The following is a 13,844-nucleotide window of genomic DNA, read 5'->3' as shown; positions in this document are numbered from 1 at the left end:
TGTTATTCATGCCGCCAATTTAATTGATTTAATGTATTTGTATTAATTATAAATTAATAGAGGTGACTTTTTTTGTGCAAAATTAAAACGGATTTTAGTGAATACTTACATTTGCATGAACGCAATATTACCTTTAAACCTTCTGAGTCACGAGTAGTTGCCTATGGCGCGTAAAAAGAAAGACGAAGCTCAACAAACCCGGCAGAAACTGATTGAGGCGGCTATCGGACAGTTTGCGACGCGTGGCGTAGCCAGCACGACGCTGACGGATATCGCTGATGCTGCTAAGGTGACGCGCGGCGCTATCTACTGGCACTTCACCAGTAAATCTGAGATATTTAATGCCATCTGGGAACAGCAATTACCCCTTCGCGACATTATCCGCGACAGGCTTTCCCTTTCCGATAGTGACGATCCCTTGTTAAAACTTCGTGAGCAATTTATTACTGCGCTGCAGTATATTGCCCATGAACCCCGGCAATGTGCGCTTTTACAAATTCTGTATCATAAGTGTGAATTTAGCGGTGATATGATTTCAGAGCATGAAATCAGAAAACGTATTGGATTTAATGATGATACGCTCCGTGCCATGCTGGAGACCTGTATTTCGCGGAATATCATTTCGCCAAAGGTGAATGTTGATCTCACCTTGATTGTATTCCACGGGTTTTTTAGCGGAATAATTAAAAACTGGCTAATGAATACCGACAGTTTTAATCTTTATCAGCAGGCCCCCGCCCTGGTTGATAGCATTCTGGCGACACTTCCTGTCATTCGCGTGTCGCCTGATGATGCTTACTACTCAGCGGCAGGTAACATTTCCCCTCGGGCACAAAGTGCTTCGATGGTTTCCGCGCTGACGGGTTTACCTAACAGATAACCCTGAAGGGTGTTACAGCCTAGCTCGGTCAAAAAGGCCTGCTGCGCTTCGGTTTCTACACCTTCAGCCACGACTTTCAGGTTAAGTGTTTTTGCAAGGGCTACAATCGCTGAGACAATAGTCGCATCCTCACTCTCCCCGCTAAGCTCTTGTACAAACGCCCTGTCGATTTTTAGTTCGCAGGCCGGTAAGCGTTTGAGGTACAGCAGGCTTGAATATCCGGTGCCAAAATCATCAATGGAGGCTTTCACCCCCGCATCCGTCAGCTCTGTCAGCACTCGTACGCTCTCATCCGGGTTGCTCATCGCCGTGGTTTCCGTCACTTCGAGGATCAACAATTCCGGTGGCACCTGGTGAAGTGCCAGGCAGTCGAGAACCGTTTTAACCAGCGAAGGTTGTTCAAACTGCAGTGTCGACAGGTTTACCGCCATTGACCAGCTTTGATGCCCCTGCAGATGCCATTCCCGCAGCTGGCGACAGGCTTCATTAATCACCCAGTTGCCTATGGGGATGATCAGCCCCGTTTTTTCCGCCAGCGGCAGGAAAAGGTCAGGGGTCAGTAACCCCTGCTTAGGATGCTGCCAGCGTAATAACGCCTCGAATCCGAGGACAGGACCCGCGGGGGCGTTGAATTTTGGCTGATAAAGCAGGCGCAGCTCATTGCGCTCGATTGCCATCCACAAATCGTTCATTAACTGGAGATGGGTCTGCGCCAGGGTGTTCATGGAGGGCTGGAAAAAATGGTAACCGTTACGGCCCATATGCTTCGTGTGATACATCGCCGCGTCGGCGTTAAACATCAGCTCACGCTCGGTTTTGCCGTCGTGAGGGTACAGCGCAATACCAATGCTGAGGGTAACCACCAGTTCATAGGGACTGAGATTGAATGGACTATCGATCGCGCGTACCAGCGAATTCGCCAGCGACGCCGCGTCGTCCGGACCTTCTCCCTCTGCCAGCAGAACAAACTCATCACCGCCAATACGTGCAAGGGTGAACTGGCCTTTCAGGAGAAGCAGCAGACGCTGTGTAACGGCGACCAGCAGCCTGTCACCGACATCATGGCCGTAGGCATCATTGATGGCTTTAAAGCCGTCAAGATCCATGAACATCAGGGCAAAATGGGTTCTTTCACGATCGGCTTTGCTGATGGCCTGATCGAGTCTGTCTTCCAGCAGGATACGGTTGGGCAGACGCGTGAGGGTATCGTGTAGAGCCAGTTGAGCGAGTTCCCGGTTAGCTTCTGCAAGCGACGAGGCCAAAAGGGCGGTACGAGCCTGAAGGCGGGCATCCAGCATCGAGACCAGCAGGGTGATCCCAAGAATAGAGAGCGCGACGACGCTGACCAGCACCGCCAGCCAGCTCCCGTTGATACCCTCATGATGAACCATTGTGGACATCGGAAACTGCGCCGCTTTCATCCCGGCATAGTGCATACCGGCAATGGCAATTCCCATCGTGATGGCGGCACCCATGCGCATCAGCACGACCTGCGCGGCTTCGTGGCGCAGGCGGAAGGTCAGCCATAACGCCGCGAGTGAAGCGGCAAGCGCAATCGCGACCGAAATGGCCACCCAGACCTTGTCCCAGATAATCCCGGGCATCACTTCCAGCGCCGCCATACCGGTGTAATGCATTGCAACTATACCGCTTCCCATCACCAACGCTCCGGGCAGCAGTCGGCGCAGGCGTAATTGCTCGCAGCTAACGAGCCATAGCGCAAATAGCGACGACCCCACGGCGATGACCATAGATAACACCGTCAGGGTGGCGTTGTAGCTCATGCTCATGGAGAGGTCCATCGCCAGCATGCCGATAAAATGCATGGCCCACACGCCAATACCCATAGCAATACCGCCGCCAGCCAGCCAGACGCGGGCAGCGACGCCCTCGCTTCCGGCAACGCGTGCAGCCATATTCAATGCGGTATACGCAGCAAGGATGGCAACAACAAAGGAGAGGACGACAAGGATATGGTTGTATTGGCTGACCAGCATGGACGGTTCTACTCGAGTGTGGGGTTACGCTAGAGCGGTTGAGAAGGGCGAGACATTATCACCGTCAGGTAATGGCTCAAAGGGATTTAAATCCCCGTTTTTAGTGGGTAATAACAGGTGATTTGCGCAATCGAGCGCTTAGTCGAGCTCTGAGCAGTTCACGAGTTTAAGGGGATTCACGGAGTTCATATTGCGACACTTATCGGTTTCGGTGCTCATCAGTTCAATCCACTGCATCAGGAGTGCATCGAAAATGAGAACGGAGATTGCAAAGACAACCAGCCACCAGTATTTACGAATCATTGTGTCATTCCGCGAGAAGAGCGCCAGTAAGGTGGGGGAAATATACACCAAAATCTGCGGTTTTAAAGCGGGATAAGTGAAGGTTTACAAAGCGTTGACGGACTGAAGCAGGGGAATAAAAAAGGCGCTTCCCCATGCCGAAGAGCGCCTTTTTAAACAAGCATTCAACTGATTAGTATCAGTTCATGCCGTATTTTTTCAGTTTCTTACGCAGAGTACCACGGTTGATACCCATCATCAGCGCAGCGCGGGTTTGGTTACCGCGGGTGTATTGCATCACCATGTCCAACAGTGGCTGTTCAACTTCAGCCAGTACCAGCTCATACAGGTCATTAACATCCTGACCATTCAGTTGAGCAAAATAGTTCTTCAGTGCCTGTTTAACCGAGTCACGCAGGGGTTTTTGAGTTACCTGGTCCTGAGAGTTAACGGTAGAAACGGTCAGTACGTCAGAATTTACGCGTTGTTCGAACATAGTTCTGTCAGCTCTTTATTTCATTACGCAAGATTTTCGAAGTATGCCTCCAACGCCTCCAGCTGTACGCTGGCATCCTCTATGGCGTTGAATGTGCGCCGAAACTGGTCATCTGGAGCGTGCTCCTGGAGATACCAGGAGACGTGTTTACGCGCAATTCGGTACCCTTTTGCCTGACCGTAGTGGTCATGCAGTTCCCGAACATGCGAACAAAGCAAGCGCTTAACCTCTGCCAGAGGCAGCGGGGCAAGCAGCTCCCCAGTGTCCAGATAATGCTGGATTTCCCGGAAGATCCAGGGTCTTCCCTGAGCTGCACGTCCTATCATCAGAGCATCAGCTCCCGTATAGTCGAGTACAGCCCTGGCTTTAAGCGGGTCAGTTATGTCGCCATTCGCGATAATCGGAATGGAAACTTTCTGCTTAACTGCCCGAATGCTGTCGTATTCAGCTTCGCCGTTGAACAAACAGGCGCGAGTGCGTCCATGAATGGTCAGGGCCTGAATGCCACAGTCTTCGGCCAGTTGGGCAATCTCTACACAGTTACGGTGTTCCGGCGACCAACCCGTGCGAATCTTCAACGTAACAGGAACGTCCACCGCGCTGACAACCGCCGTCAGGATAGCTTTCACCTGGTCGGGGTATTGCAGAAGGGCTGAACCTGCAAGCTTGCGATTCACCTTTTTGGCCGGGCACCCCATATTGATATCAATAATCTGGGCACCACTTTCCACGTTAATTCGCGCGGCATCTGCCATCTCTTCAGGCACGCTTCCGGCAATTTGCACGGTGCGAATACCTGGTTCATCAACGTGCACCATCCGAAGGCGGGATTTATCGCTTTCCCAAACCTGCGGGTTAGACGACATCATCTCGGATACGGTTAAACCGGCTCCCATCTCATAGCACAGCGTCCTGAACGGCCGGTCTGTAATACCTGCCATTGGGGCTGCGATCAGGCGATTTCTAAGCTGGTGGTGTCCGATGCGCATGAGTTAAGAAATGACCATACTGTGACTGCAAGGCGGCGTATATTACGCATTTTTTGCACGAGATGAAAGGCCAAACTTTGAACAATCCACTGTTGTAGATCAAGGAATCGCCGCTCAATCTTTCCGTTAAGAATTATTCACTATTTAAATCATTGTGTTATGCGGGAATGGCTATTTTATGGGCGCTTACAATTTCCCGTAACTTCTCATCATTTCTGAATAAAGGGCTTACCTGAGCGGGATAATCTGCTGTTTTTAGCAGCAGATTTCCCGTCTTCTTTGCGATCTGCGTCGCATTTTAGAACATGATCTTTAGCCTCTGGATGGGCGTTATTCGACCACAACACGCCCATGCAGAGACTGTACCGGACGGTTATTATCGTGATGCATTGTCCCGGTGAATCTGGCAAGTTGTTCTGCAGAAACCGTCAAGGGTTGCTTGAGCACAATCCAGGTGACGCCTTCTGAACACGGCGGGGTGGTCAGTGAACCGCTAAAGCGCCAGTACGTTTTATCTTTCGGCAGCAGTTTGTTCAGGTTGAGATCCTGTTTGATGGAGATGTTCTGCTCGGCCTGCTGAGGCATAACGCGCCACAGTTTTTCAAGCTCCGGGTTTGCGGCCCCTTTATCAAACATGACCGCCACCACCGTCAGTTCCCCGCCGGCATTTTTATGAACCAGATGCATTTCCATCGCGTACCTTTTGCCATGCACGGTATTTTCGCTCGGCGCGTGAAAATGGAACTGTTGTAACGTCCAGGTTTGCTTATCAAGAGTAAGGGTATCGCGGGTGTCAGCCTGTTCACCAGCCTGAATGGTATGGCCATTGTTTGTCAGTGTAACAGGGCCATCAACGTAGTGGGTTTGCAGCGGGGAAAGATGGGCGTTAGCGGTGGAATCAATATTAATCGGAGACTGGTTCATCCCGCTTTGACAGGTCTTGTAGGCCTCGTCCAGCTCGCCCCAGTGTTCCGGTGAACCTTCCCCTTCGTAGTTCCAGTGTGATGCAAATGCTGAAGCCGAGATCATGCTCAGCGCCAGCAGCGCTGCCTTGCCTGTAATGTGTTTCATCATATTCTTCCGGTGAATTTTTGTAATACAAACCAACGTGATTTGTGGGGTTATTTTACCGAAGAATGACCGGGGGAGAGAGGATTATCAAAGGGAGAGAGGCGTGGTCAGATGACCACGCCAGATTCTTATTTTTTATGGCCGGTGATGCGGCACCACTCTTCTTTTTCCACGACCGGATCGAGGGCAAAGAGATCGGCGTAGGCTTCACATACGCTGTCGGCCTGGCTTGCCAGGATACCGGAAAGCCCCAGCAGACCGCCCTCAACGGGCAGCACGCTGATTAGCGGGGCCAGCTCGCGCAGTGGGCCCGCCAGAATGTTTGCGACCACCACGTCGGCTTTCATCGCTTCTGGCTGCGCATCCGGCAAATACAGCTCCAGTCGATCGGAAACGCCATTACGCTCGGCGTTGTCACGGCTGGCCTGAATCGCCTGCGGATCGATATCGATCCCGATAGCTTTTGCCGCGCCCAGCTTCAGGGCAGCAATCGCGAGGATCCCGGATCCACAGCCGAAGTCAATCACTGTCTTACCGTCCAGATCCAGACCATCCAGCCACTGCAGGCACAGGGACGTGGTTGGGTGAGTGCCGGTACCAAACGCCAGGCCCGGATCGAGCATGACGTTAACCGCGTTTTCATCAGGAACGTCGCGCCAGCTCGGGCAGATCCACAGGCGTTTGCCGAACTGCATCGGGTGGAAGTTATCCATCCACTCGCGTTCCCAGTCTTTATCTTCCAGCTGTTCGATTTTATGGGCAAAACCCGCACCCAGCAGAGGATGATTCTCCAGAATTGCGACAACCTCTTTCATGTCGGTTTCGGCATCAAACAGGCCAATAACGTCGGTATCACCCCACAGGCGGGTTTCGCCCGGCAACGGCTCAAAGACCGGCGTGTCATGCGTGTCCTGGAAGGTGATAGAGACCGAACCGGCCTCCATCAGCGCATCGCTCAGTTCCTCGGCGTTAGCGCCGGTTGTGTTCAGTTTTAGTTGGATCCACGGCATGGCAAAACTCTTTATTTATCAGTAGAAATCACAGCGGGCTGTGGGACGGGCTGACCGAAACGGTTTCCCACCACAAACGCCAGTAAACTCAGCAGTAACGAAGGCACAATCGGATGGAAGCCCAGGTACTGAATCTTAAACGTTGCAAGGACGGCGTACAGCACACCGCCGACAATCATGCCGCTCAGCGCGCCCGCAGCGTTTGCACGCTCCCAGTAGAGCCCTAACACCAGCGGCCACAGGAATACCGCTTCAAGCCCACCAAACGCCAGCAGGTTCAGCCAGATGATCATCTCAGGCGGGCGCCATGCGGCTAACAGCAGCAATGCCCCTAACGTCAGAGTAATAATGGCCGACATGCGCTTCAGGCGCCGTTCATTCTCTGCCTGCTCAGGACGCAGGTTCAGATAGAGATCTTTAATGATCGTAGCGGAACTTTGCAGCAGCTGAGCGTTGATTGTCGACATAATGGCGGCCATCGGGGCTGCGAGGAAGATCCCGGCTGCAAATGGCGGCAGCACTTTAACCATCAGGGTTGGGATAACCAGATCGGGTACGGTAAGGTCAGGAATAACTGCCCGACCTAACGCGCCCGCCAGGTGCATACCAAACATCAGGATCGCAACCACGATAGTGCCGATAATGATACCTCTGTGCACGGCTTTGCTGTCTTTGTAAGAGATACAGCGCACGGCGGTATGCGGCAGGCCAATCACTCCAAAGCACACCAACACCCAGAACGAGGTCATAAAGGCTGGCGAAAGGATGTCATCTGCGCCCTGCGGAGAGACCAGTTTCGGGTCGATGGTTTCCAGCGTTTCGACTGCGTGGCTCAGGCCACCAGCAGCATGCACAATGCCCACCAGCAGAACAATGGTGCCAACAAGCATCACCAATCCCTGCATCGTATCGTTCAGCACGCTGGCGCGGAATCCGCCGAACGCGGTATACAGCGCAATGCTGACTCCGAAGATGATCAAGCCTGTCTCGTAGGGGATCCCGGCCGCCGTTTCCAGCAGACGTGCTCCGCCGATAAACTGCACCGTCATTGCGCCAATAAAGGCCACCAGCAGGCTTAAGCTGGCCAGCCACACCAGTAAACGGCTCTGATAGCGGGCAAAAAGCATATCATTGAGCGTCACGGCATTATAACGGCGCGCCAGAATGGCAAATTTTTTGCCCAGTATGCCCAGTGAGAGCCAGACGGCTGGAAGCTGGATCATCGCCAGAAGCACCCAGCCTAACCCATATTTATAGGCTGCTCCGGGTCCGCCGATAAACGAACTGGCACTGATGTAGGTCGCGGTCAGCGTCATGGCCAGCACGACGCCGCCCATCGAGCGGCTACCAAGAAAATACTCGTTCAGGAAGGTGCCCGTCGTTCTTTTACGCATGGCGTAAACGGATAAACCAAACACCACTAACAAGTAAGCGATAAGCGGCAGAATGACTTCAAGCTGCATCATCGTCCTCCAGCGGGATATCGCGATAGATGAATTTCACCGTTGCCCAGCACAGCAGGATGAAGACCAGCGGTACCAGCAGGCACGCCATTTCGAACCAGTGCGGCAGGCCGGTGATGCCAATAGCGGAGTCAGGTAAGTAAGCAGTTACAAACCATGCTGCGAGATAGAGAAGGGTCAGCCACAGCGCCCAGCGCGCTTCTTTATGGGCCTGAACAAAACGTTTGTCCATTTATTGTCCCTTGTGGATGAAGAAAGCGGGGATTGTACATGATGAGCCTTTCCAGGCCCCAGAAATAAAAAAGGCCGGATAATCCGGCCTTTTAGCAACACAGGTCTCTTACTTCTCGTTCAGACCGAGTTTTTTCTCCAGATAGTGGATGTTAGTTCCACCATTCTGGAAGTGCTCGTCGCTCATGATGCGCATCTGCAGATCAACGTTGGTTTTGATACCGTCGATGATCAGCTCCTGCAGGGCATTCTTCATGCGGGCAATCGCCACGTCACGATTTTCGCCGTAGCAGATGAGCTTGCCGATCATTGAGTCATAGTACGGCGGTACGGTGTAACCGGCGTAGATATGAGACTCCCAGCGCACGCCAAAGCCACCCGGCGCGTGGAAACGCGTGATTTTGCCCGGGCTTGGCAGGAAGGTGTTCGGGTCTTCGGCGTTGATACGGCATTCTACCGCATGGCCTTTCACCACAACTTCTTCCTGCTTGATGGAAAGCGGCTGGCCTGCAGCGATACGCAGCTGCTCTTTGATCAGGTCAACGCCGGTGATCATTTCGGTAACCGGGTGCTCAACCTGAATACGGGTGTTCATTTCGATGAAATAGAACTCGCCGTTCTCGAACAGGAACTCAAAGGTACCCGCTCCACGATAGCCGATATCGACACACGCTTTAGCGCAACGCTCGCCGATGTAGCGACGCAGTTCCGGGGTAATGCCCGGCGCTGGTGCTTCTTCGACCACTTTCTGGTGACGACGCTGCATGGAGCAGTCACGTTCTGCCAGATAGATTGCGTTACCCTGACCGTCAGCCAGCACCTGAATTTCGATGTGGCGTGGGTTTTCCAGGTATTTTTCCATGTACACCATGTCATTGCTGAAAGCGGCTTTCGCTTCTGCTTTGGTCATGGAGATGGACTGCGCCAGTTCAGCATCGCTACGCACAACGCGCATACCGCGACCGCCGCCGCCGCCGGACGCCTTGATGATAACCGGGTAGCCAATGCGTTTAGCATGAGCACGGTTAGCATCCATGTCGTCGGTCAGAGGGCCGTCAGAGCCTGGTACGGTTGGAACACCGGCTTTTTTCATGGCGGTGATTGCAGACACTTTGTCGCCCATCAGGCGGATGGTGTCGGCTTTCGGGCCGATGAAAATGAAGCCAGAGCGTTCAACCTGCTCAGCAAAGTTGGCGTTCTCAGAGAGGAAGCCATAACCCGGATGAATTGCCACCGCGCCGGTGATTTCAGCGGCGCTGATGATAGCCGGGATGTTCAGATAGCTTTTTACGGACGGAGCCGGGCCAATACAGACCGTCTCATCCGCCAGCAATACGTGTTTTAAATCGCGATCCGCGCTTGAGTGCACAGCGACGGTCTTGATGCCCAGTTCTTTACAGGCACGAAGAATACGCAGTGCGATCTCGCCGCGGTTGGCGATAACAATTTTATCCAGCATGTACGCCTCGTTACTCGATGACGACCAGCGGCTCGTCAAATTCAACCGGCTGACCACTTTCGACCAGAATCGCTTTCACAGTACCTGATTTGTCTGCTTCGATCTGGTTCATCATTTTCATCGCTTCTACGATGCACAGGGTATCGCCGACGTTGACTTTCTGACCCACTTCGATGAACGCCTTCGCGTCAGGGCTCGGGGTGCGGTAGAAAGTACCAACCATTGGGGAACGTACGATGTGACCACTGATTTCTGCTGCAGCGGCAGGTGCGGCTTCAGCTGCTGGTGCAACGGCTGCGGAGAGCGCAGGCTGCTGCACTGGCGCAGCATAAGCCTGCTGCATTACCGGGAAGCTAGCGGCTGGGGCTGCACGGCTGATGCGTACAGACTCTTCGCCTTCAGAAATTTCCAGTTCGGAGATGCCTGATTCTTCAACCAGCTCGATCAGTTTTTTAATCTTACGAATATCCATGAGTGGGTTCCGTACTCTTGTTTAGTGTGATTGTGACAAGCGTTTTACCGCTGTCTGTAAAGCGTATGAATAGCCGTCAGCACCCAGTCCACAGATAACGCCAGCAGCGATATCTGACAGATACGAATGGTGGCGGAACGGCTCTCGGGCGTGCACGTTACTCAGATGGATCTCGATAAACGGGATACTCACCGCGAGCAGTGCGTCGCGGATAGCAACACTGGTGTGCGTAAACGCGGCCGGATTGATCAGGATATAGTCCACATTGTCTTTAGCCTGATGAATACGGTCGATGATTGCGTACTCCGCATTCGACTGAAAATGATCCAAATCCACATTCAGCGACGCTGCTTCCGTTCCAAGACGGTTAACAATTTCACTCAATGTCAGCGTGCCGTACTTCTCTGGCTCACGGGTGCCGAGCATGTTCAGGTTCGGTCCGTTCAAAACTAAGATATGGAACTTATCAGTCATTATGCCGCTATCTCCTGCGATTTTCGGGTAAAAAACAAAATATACCTTCGAAACGCAAATGTCACCTTTTCAGAGGCTTAAAACCGCTGTCAGGCGAACCAAGGTCGCACATTATAACGATTTCGTAGCATTTAGCAGCTAAATACTGGTCTTATCAGGGAAGATTATCAACCGCTATCCGAAAAAGATTTGCGGTTGACGGGTAATCTGCGGGAAAACGCACAGTTTCGCGAACTATCGCAACCACTGGCGGAACTTCTTATAACGCCATGCTAAAAGCGCCACGGCGGCCAGTGCGTACAGGACCGGCTGCGGGGAGAGGATCTTCACTGACCACAGGTAATGAATGGGAGCGAGGATCGCGACAAGATAGACGAAGTTGTGCAGCAGCTGCCAGCGCCTGCCCAGCTTTCGCTGTGCATATTGCGTGGAGGTCAGCGCTAACGCCAGTAAAATCACCCAGCTCACGATGCCCAGGGTCAGATAAGGGCGTGTCACCAGTTCGCGGCCAAGCAGCGCCAGATTGTTAATTCCCAGTTCCAGCAGGGCATAGCTGGTAAGGTGCAGCGTTGCCCAAGCAAAACACCATAGTCCTAACAGCCGACGGGTGCGTATCAATAAGGGCTGTTTAGCGTAGCGCGCCAGCGGCGAGACGAGCAAGGTGGCCAGCAAAAATTTCAGAGCCATCCGACCGGTAAAATGCTGGATATCCTTGGCCGGGTCTGCGCTAAAGAGCCCCTGGCTGGCGGCCCAGAACAGCCATATAAAAGGAAGTACCCCGGCCAGGTGCAGAAGCACTTTTAGCCAGGTAATCTGTTTTGCCGTTAAACGCACTCAGAAGTTCTCCCGTAAGTTGAGACCACGATAAAGCGAGGCCACTTCATCCGCATAACCATTAAACAGCAGCGTCGGCTGGCGCTTCACGTCCAGCGCACCGCCGGAACCAATAAACCGCTCGGTCGCTTGCGACCAGCGTGGATGATCCACATGCGGGTTCACGTTGGCGAAGAAACCGTATTCGTCCGGGGCCGCCAGATTCCACGTGGTTGGTGGACGTTCACGGGTAAGCTTAATGCTGACGATAGATTTAATCCCTTTGAAGCCATATTTCCACGGTACGGTTAAACGGATGGGGGCACCGTTCTGCGGCGGAAGCGCTTTACCGTACACGCCGACGGTCAGCAGGGTGAGGGGGTGCATAGCTTCGTCGAGACGTAACCCTTCCACATACGGATAATCAAGCCCGCCGCCGATAAACCGATCTTTCTGCCCGGGCATCTCGTCCGGCGCATACCGCGTCTGGAAGGCGACATATTTTGCATTGCTGGTGGGCTCAACCATCGCCAGCAATTTATGCAGCGGGAAGCCGACCCAGGGCACTACCATCGACCAGGCTTCCACGCAGCGCATGCGATAGATACGCTCTTCGAGCGGGAAACGGGTGGTGAGATCGTGGTGGTCCAGCGTCAGGGGTTTCGCCACTTCGCCATCAATCTTCAGCGTCCACGGATCGGTTTTGAGGCTTCCCGCGTTGGCGGCAGGATCGGCCTTGTCGAGACCAAATTCGTAGAAATTGTTGTAGCCGGTGACTTTATCTTCCGGCGTAAGCGTCAGTTTGTTTTGCCATTCAGCTGGTTTCGTAAAGGTGAGCGGGGCGCCGGAAGGAGCCTTTGGCCGATCGTTGCCTTTAAACCAGTCGAGCAGGTCGGCGTGAGCCGAAGGCGAGAGCGAGAGCGCGGTGGCGCTGATGCCAAGCATTTTCAGGATCTGGCGGCGCTGTAGCATAAAGACAGACTCAGACGTTACGTCGGCTTCCGTCAGTTTTCGGTTTTTCATGGCATCCTCCGTCATGCGTTTTCCTAAGCATGACGGAGGAGATTGATTCGCGCGAATATGTCACGAAAATTTGAAGATTAGGCGATTTTCACCAGCGCGCGACCGTGGAACTGGTTATCCATGATCTTAGAGGCATATTCCGGTGCCTGGCTCAGGTTTATCTCCGTCGCGCTCTGTGTATAGAAAGATTCCGGCAGATCGCGCACCAGCCGTTCCCAGGCTTCATGGCGACGAGCCGCAGGGGTCATCACGGAATCCACGCCCTGCAGGCGGACGTTACGCAGAATAAACGGCATCACGGTGGTTGGCAGGGCAAATCCGCCCGCCAGACCGCAGGCAGCCACGCAGCCGCCGTAGTTCATCTGCGCCAGGATTTTTGCCAGCACCTTATCACCTACGGTATCCACAGCCCCTGCCCAGACCTGTTTTTCCAGCGGACGGGTTTCAGCGAATTCGTCACGGCTGAGAATGCGGTTTGCACCGAGCTGGCGCAGATAGTCATGGGTGCTTTCACGGCCGGAAACCGCAGCGACCTGATAGCCCAGCTTGTGGAGCAGCGTGACAGCCGTGCTGCCTACGCCGCCGCTGGCGCCGGTGACGACAATTTCACCCGACTCAGGGCGGATACCCGCATCTTCCAGCGCCATCACGCACAGCATGGCGGTAAAGCCTGCCGTACCGACGATCATCGCCTTGCGGCCATCCATGCCTTTCGGCATCGGCACCAGCCAGTCGCCCTTCACGCGCGCCTGCGTGGCCAGCCCGCCCCAGTGATTTTCACCCACGCCCCAGCCGGTGAGCAGCACCTGCTGGCCCGGATGGAAGCGCGGATCCTCGCTGGTATGAACCCGGCCCGCGAAATCAATACCAGGCACCATAGGGAAATTTCGGATGATTTTACCCTTACCTGTAATAGCCAGCGCATCTTTATAATTTAAACTGGACCAGTCGATGTCGACGGTTACTTCGCCTTCCGGCAGGCGGCTCTCTTCTACCGGCTGCACTGAGGCAAGCGTTTTGCCGTCCTGCTGTTCTAAGATCAAAGCCTGCATACGGGGTCCTCTCAACTCATATGATTGGAAAATAATTTCTGAAGACTATACTCGCTCAGGGAAACGCGGTGCCGATTTAACGCAATAAATTGCCAGATACACCCGATTTGGTAGTATGCCGCATTTGAAATG

At 53.5% G+C, this 13,844-nt stretch carries 15 protein-coding genes; 1 reads left to right on the top strand and 14 read right to left on the bottom strand.

What is annotated here, in order from left to right:
• Nucleotides 1-163: 163 nt before the first annotated feature.
• Complete coding sequence (gene envR / locus ELK40_RS20455; protein ID WP_127732442.1) at nt 164-880, top strand: acrEF/envCD operon transcriptional regulator; 717 nt, start codon at nt 164-166, stop codon at nt 878-880.
• Here envR and ELK40_RS20450 read toward each other — a convergent pair.
• The 14 genes from ELK40_RS20450 to ELK40_RS20385 form a co-directional block, all read right to left on the bottom strand.
• Nucleotides 799-2,877, bottom strand: coding sequence for a bifunctional diguanylate cyclase/phosphodiesterase (locus tag ELK40_RS20450; RefSeq protein ID WP_111965003.1), 2,079 nt, complete (start codon nt 2,875-2,877; stop codon nt 799-801). The genes envR and ELK40_RS20450 overlap by 82 nt on opposite strands.
• Nucleotides 2,878-3,015: 138 nt before the next feature.
• Nucleotides 3,016-3,180 (bottom strand): DUF2556 family protein, encoded by a 165-nt coding sequence (locus tag ELK40_RS20445; RefSeq protein WP_008502862.1) that lies wholly within the window; start codon nt 3,178-3,180, stop codon nt 3,016-3,018.
• 178 nt (nt 3,181-3,358) lie between these two features.
• Nucleotides 3,359-3,655, bottom strand: a complete 297-nt coding sequence (fis, locus tag ELK40_RS20440) for a DNA-binding transcriptional regulator Fis (protein WP_000462905.1) — start codon at nt 3,653-3,655, stop codon at nt 3,359-3,361.
• A gap of 23 nt (nt 3,656-3,678) precedes the next feature.
• Nucleotides 3,679-4,644, bottom strand: a complete 966-nt coding sequence (gene dusB / locus ELK40_RS20435) for a tRNA dihydrouridine synthase DusB (protein ID WP_023309409.1) — start codon at nt 4,642-4,644, stop codon at nt 3,679-3,681.
• A gap of 330 nt (nt 4,645-4,974) precedes the next feature.
• Nucleotides 4,975-5,715, bottom strand: coding sequence for a carbonic anhydrase family protein (locus ELK40_RS20430; RefSeq protein WP_127732844.1), 741 nt, complete (start codon nt 5,713-5,715; stop codon nt 4,975-4,977).
• Between the two features lie 128 nt (nt 5,716-5,843).
• Nucleotides 5,844-6,725: a 50S ribosomal protein L11 methyltransferase gene (gene prmA / locus ELK40_RS20425; protein WP_127732440.1), complete on the bottom strand. Its 882-nt coding sequence runs from the start codon at nt 6,723-6,725 to the stop codon at nt 5,844-5,846.
• A gap of 11 nt (nt 6,726-6,736) precedes the next feature.
• Nucleotides 6,737-8,188, bottom strand: coding sequence for a sodium/pantothenate symporter (gene panF / locus ELK40_RS20420; RefSeq protein ID WP_127732842.1), 1,452 nt, complete (start codon nt 8,186-8,188; stop codon nt 6,737-6,739).
• On the bottom strand, nt 8,178-8,420 hold the full coding sequence (locus ELK40_RS20415; protein WP_127732438.1) for a YhdT family protein: 243 nt from the start codon (nt 8,418-8,420) through the stop codon (nt 8,178-8,180). Before ELK40_RS20415 ends, panF begins: the two co-directional genes overlap by 11 nt.
• A 108-nt stretch (nt 8,421-8,528) precedes the next feature.
• Nucleotides 8,529-9,878: an acetyl-CoA carboxylase biotin carboxylase subunit gene (gene accC / locus ELK40_RS20410; protein WP_003860388.1), complete on the bottom strand. Its 1,350-nt coding sequence runs from the start codon at nt 9,876-9,878 to the stop codon at nt 8,529-8,531.
• A 10-nt stretch (nt 9,879-9,888) separates the two neighbouring features.
• Nucleotides 9,889-10,350, bottom strand: a complete 462-nt coding sequence (gene accB / locus ELK40_RS20405) for an acetyl-CoA carboxylase biotin carboxyl carrier protein (protein WP_010436174.1) — start codon at nt 10,348-10,350, stop codon at nt 9,889-9,891.
• Nucleotides 10,351-10,371: 21 nt separating this feature from the next.
• Nucleotides 10,372-10,824: a type II 3-dehydroquinate dehydratase gene (gene aroQ, locus ELK40_RS20400; RefSeq protein WP_024906320.1), complete on the bottom strand. Its 453-nt coding sequence runs from the start codon at nt 10,822-10,824 to the stop codon at nt 10,372-10,374.
• 234 nt (nt 10,825-11,058) lie between these two features.
• The gene (msrQ, locus tag ELK40_RS20395) at nt 11,059-11,658 is read right to left on the bottom strand and encodes a protein-methionine-sulfoxide reductase heme-binding subunit MsrQ (RefSeq protein ID WP_115876373.1); all 600 of its coding nucleotides are present in this window, start codon (nt 11,656-11,658) and stop codon (nt 11,059-11,061) included.
• On the bottom strand, nt 11,659-12,660 hold the full coding sequence (msrP, locus tag ELK40_RS20390) for a protein-methionine-sulfoxide reductase catalytic subunit MsrP (protein WP_111964997.1): 1,002 nt from the start codon (nt 12,658-12,660) through the stop codon (nt 11,659-11,661).
• Between the two features lie 77 nt (nt 12,661-12,737).
• The gene (locus ELK40_RS20385; protein WP_127732436.1) at nt 12,738-13,712 is read right to left on the bottom strand and encodes an MDR family oxidoreductase; all 975 of its coding nucleotides are present in this window, start codon (nt 13,710-13,712) and stop codon (nt 12,738-12,740) included.
• Between the last annotated feature and the right edge of the window lie 132 nt (nt 13,713-13,844).

The sequence above is a fragment of the Enterobacter sp. N18-03635 genome, assembly GCF_004006055.1.
In the GTDB taxonomy this organism is placed as follows: domain Bacteria; phylum Pseudomonadota; class Gammaproteobacteria; order Enterobacterales; family Enterobacteriaceae; genus Enterobacter; species Enterobacter vonholyi.
Note: the sequence above shows the minus strand (reverse complement) of the source record. Positions and strands in the feature narration are given on the sequence as shown.

What these genes read in the sequence shown, in the direction of transcription:
- envR (WP_127732442.1), top strand. Translation starts at nt 164, where the DNA reads ATGGCGCGTAAAAAGAAAGACGAAGCTCAACAAACCCGGCAGAAACTG.
- ELK40_RS20450 (WP_111965003.1), bottom strand. Translation starts at nt 2,877, where the DNA reads ATGCTGGTCAGCCAATACAACCATATCCTTGTCGTCCTCTCCTTTGTT.
- ELK40_RS20445 (WP_008502862.1), bottom strand. Translation starts at nt 3,180, where the DNA reads ATGATTCGTAAATACTGGTGGCTGGTTGTCTTTGCAATCTCCGTTCTC.
- fis (WP_000462905.1), bottom strand. Translation starts at nt 3,655, where the DNA reads ATGTTCGAACAACGCGTAAATTCTGACGTACTGACCGTTTCTACCGTT.
- dusB (WP_023309409.1), bottom strand. Translation starts at nt 4,644, where the DNA reads ATGCGCATCGGACACCACCAGCTTAGAAATCGCCTGATCGCAGCCCCA.
- ELK40_RS20430 (WP_127732844.1), bottom strand. Translation starts at nt 5,715, where the DNA reads ATGAAACACATTACAGGCAAGGCAGCGCTGCTGGCGCTGAGCATGATC.
- prmA (WP_127732440.1), bottom strand. Translation starts at nt 6,725, where the DNA reads ATGCCGTGGATCCAACTAAAACTGAACACAACCGGCGCTAACGCCGAG.
- panF (WP_127732842.1), bottom strand. Translation starts at nt 8,188, where the DNA reads ATGCAGCTTGAAGTCATTCTGCCGCTTATCGCTTACTTGTTAGTGGTG.
- ELK40_RS20415 (WP_127732438.1), bottom strand. Translation starts at nt 8,420, where the DNA reads ATGGACAAACGTTTTGTTCAGGCCCATAAAGAAGCGCGCTGGGCGCTG.
- accC (WP_003860388.1), bottom strand. Translation starts at nt 9,878, where the DNA reads ATGCTGGATAAAATTGTTATCGCCAACCGCGGCGAGATCGCACTGCGT.
- accB (WP_010436174.1), bottom strand. Translation starts at nt 10,350, where the DNA reads ATGGATATTCGTAAGATTAAAAAACTGATCGAGCTGGTTGAAGAATCA.
- aroQ (WP_024906320.1), bottom strand. Translation starts at nt 10,824, where the DNA reads ATGACTGATAAGTTCCATATCTTAGTTTTGAACGGACCGAACCTGAAC.
- msrP (WP_111964997.1), bottom strand. Translation starts at nt 12,660, where the DNA reads ATGAAAAACCGAAAACTGACGGAAGCCGACGTAACGTCTGAGTCTGTC.
- ELK40_RS20385 (WP_127732436.1), bottom strand. Translation starts at nt 13,712, where the DNA reads ATGCAGGCTTTGATCTTAGAACAGCAGGACGGCAAAACGCTTGCCTCA.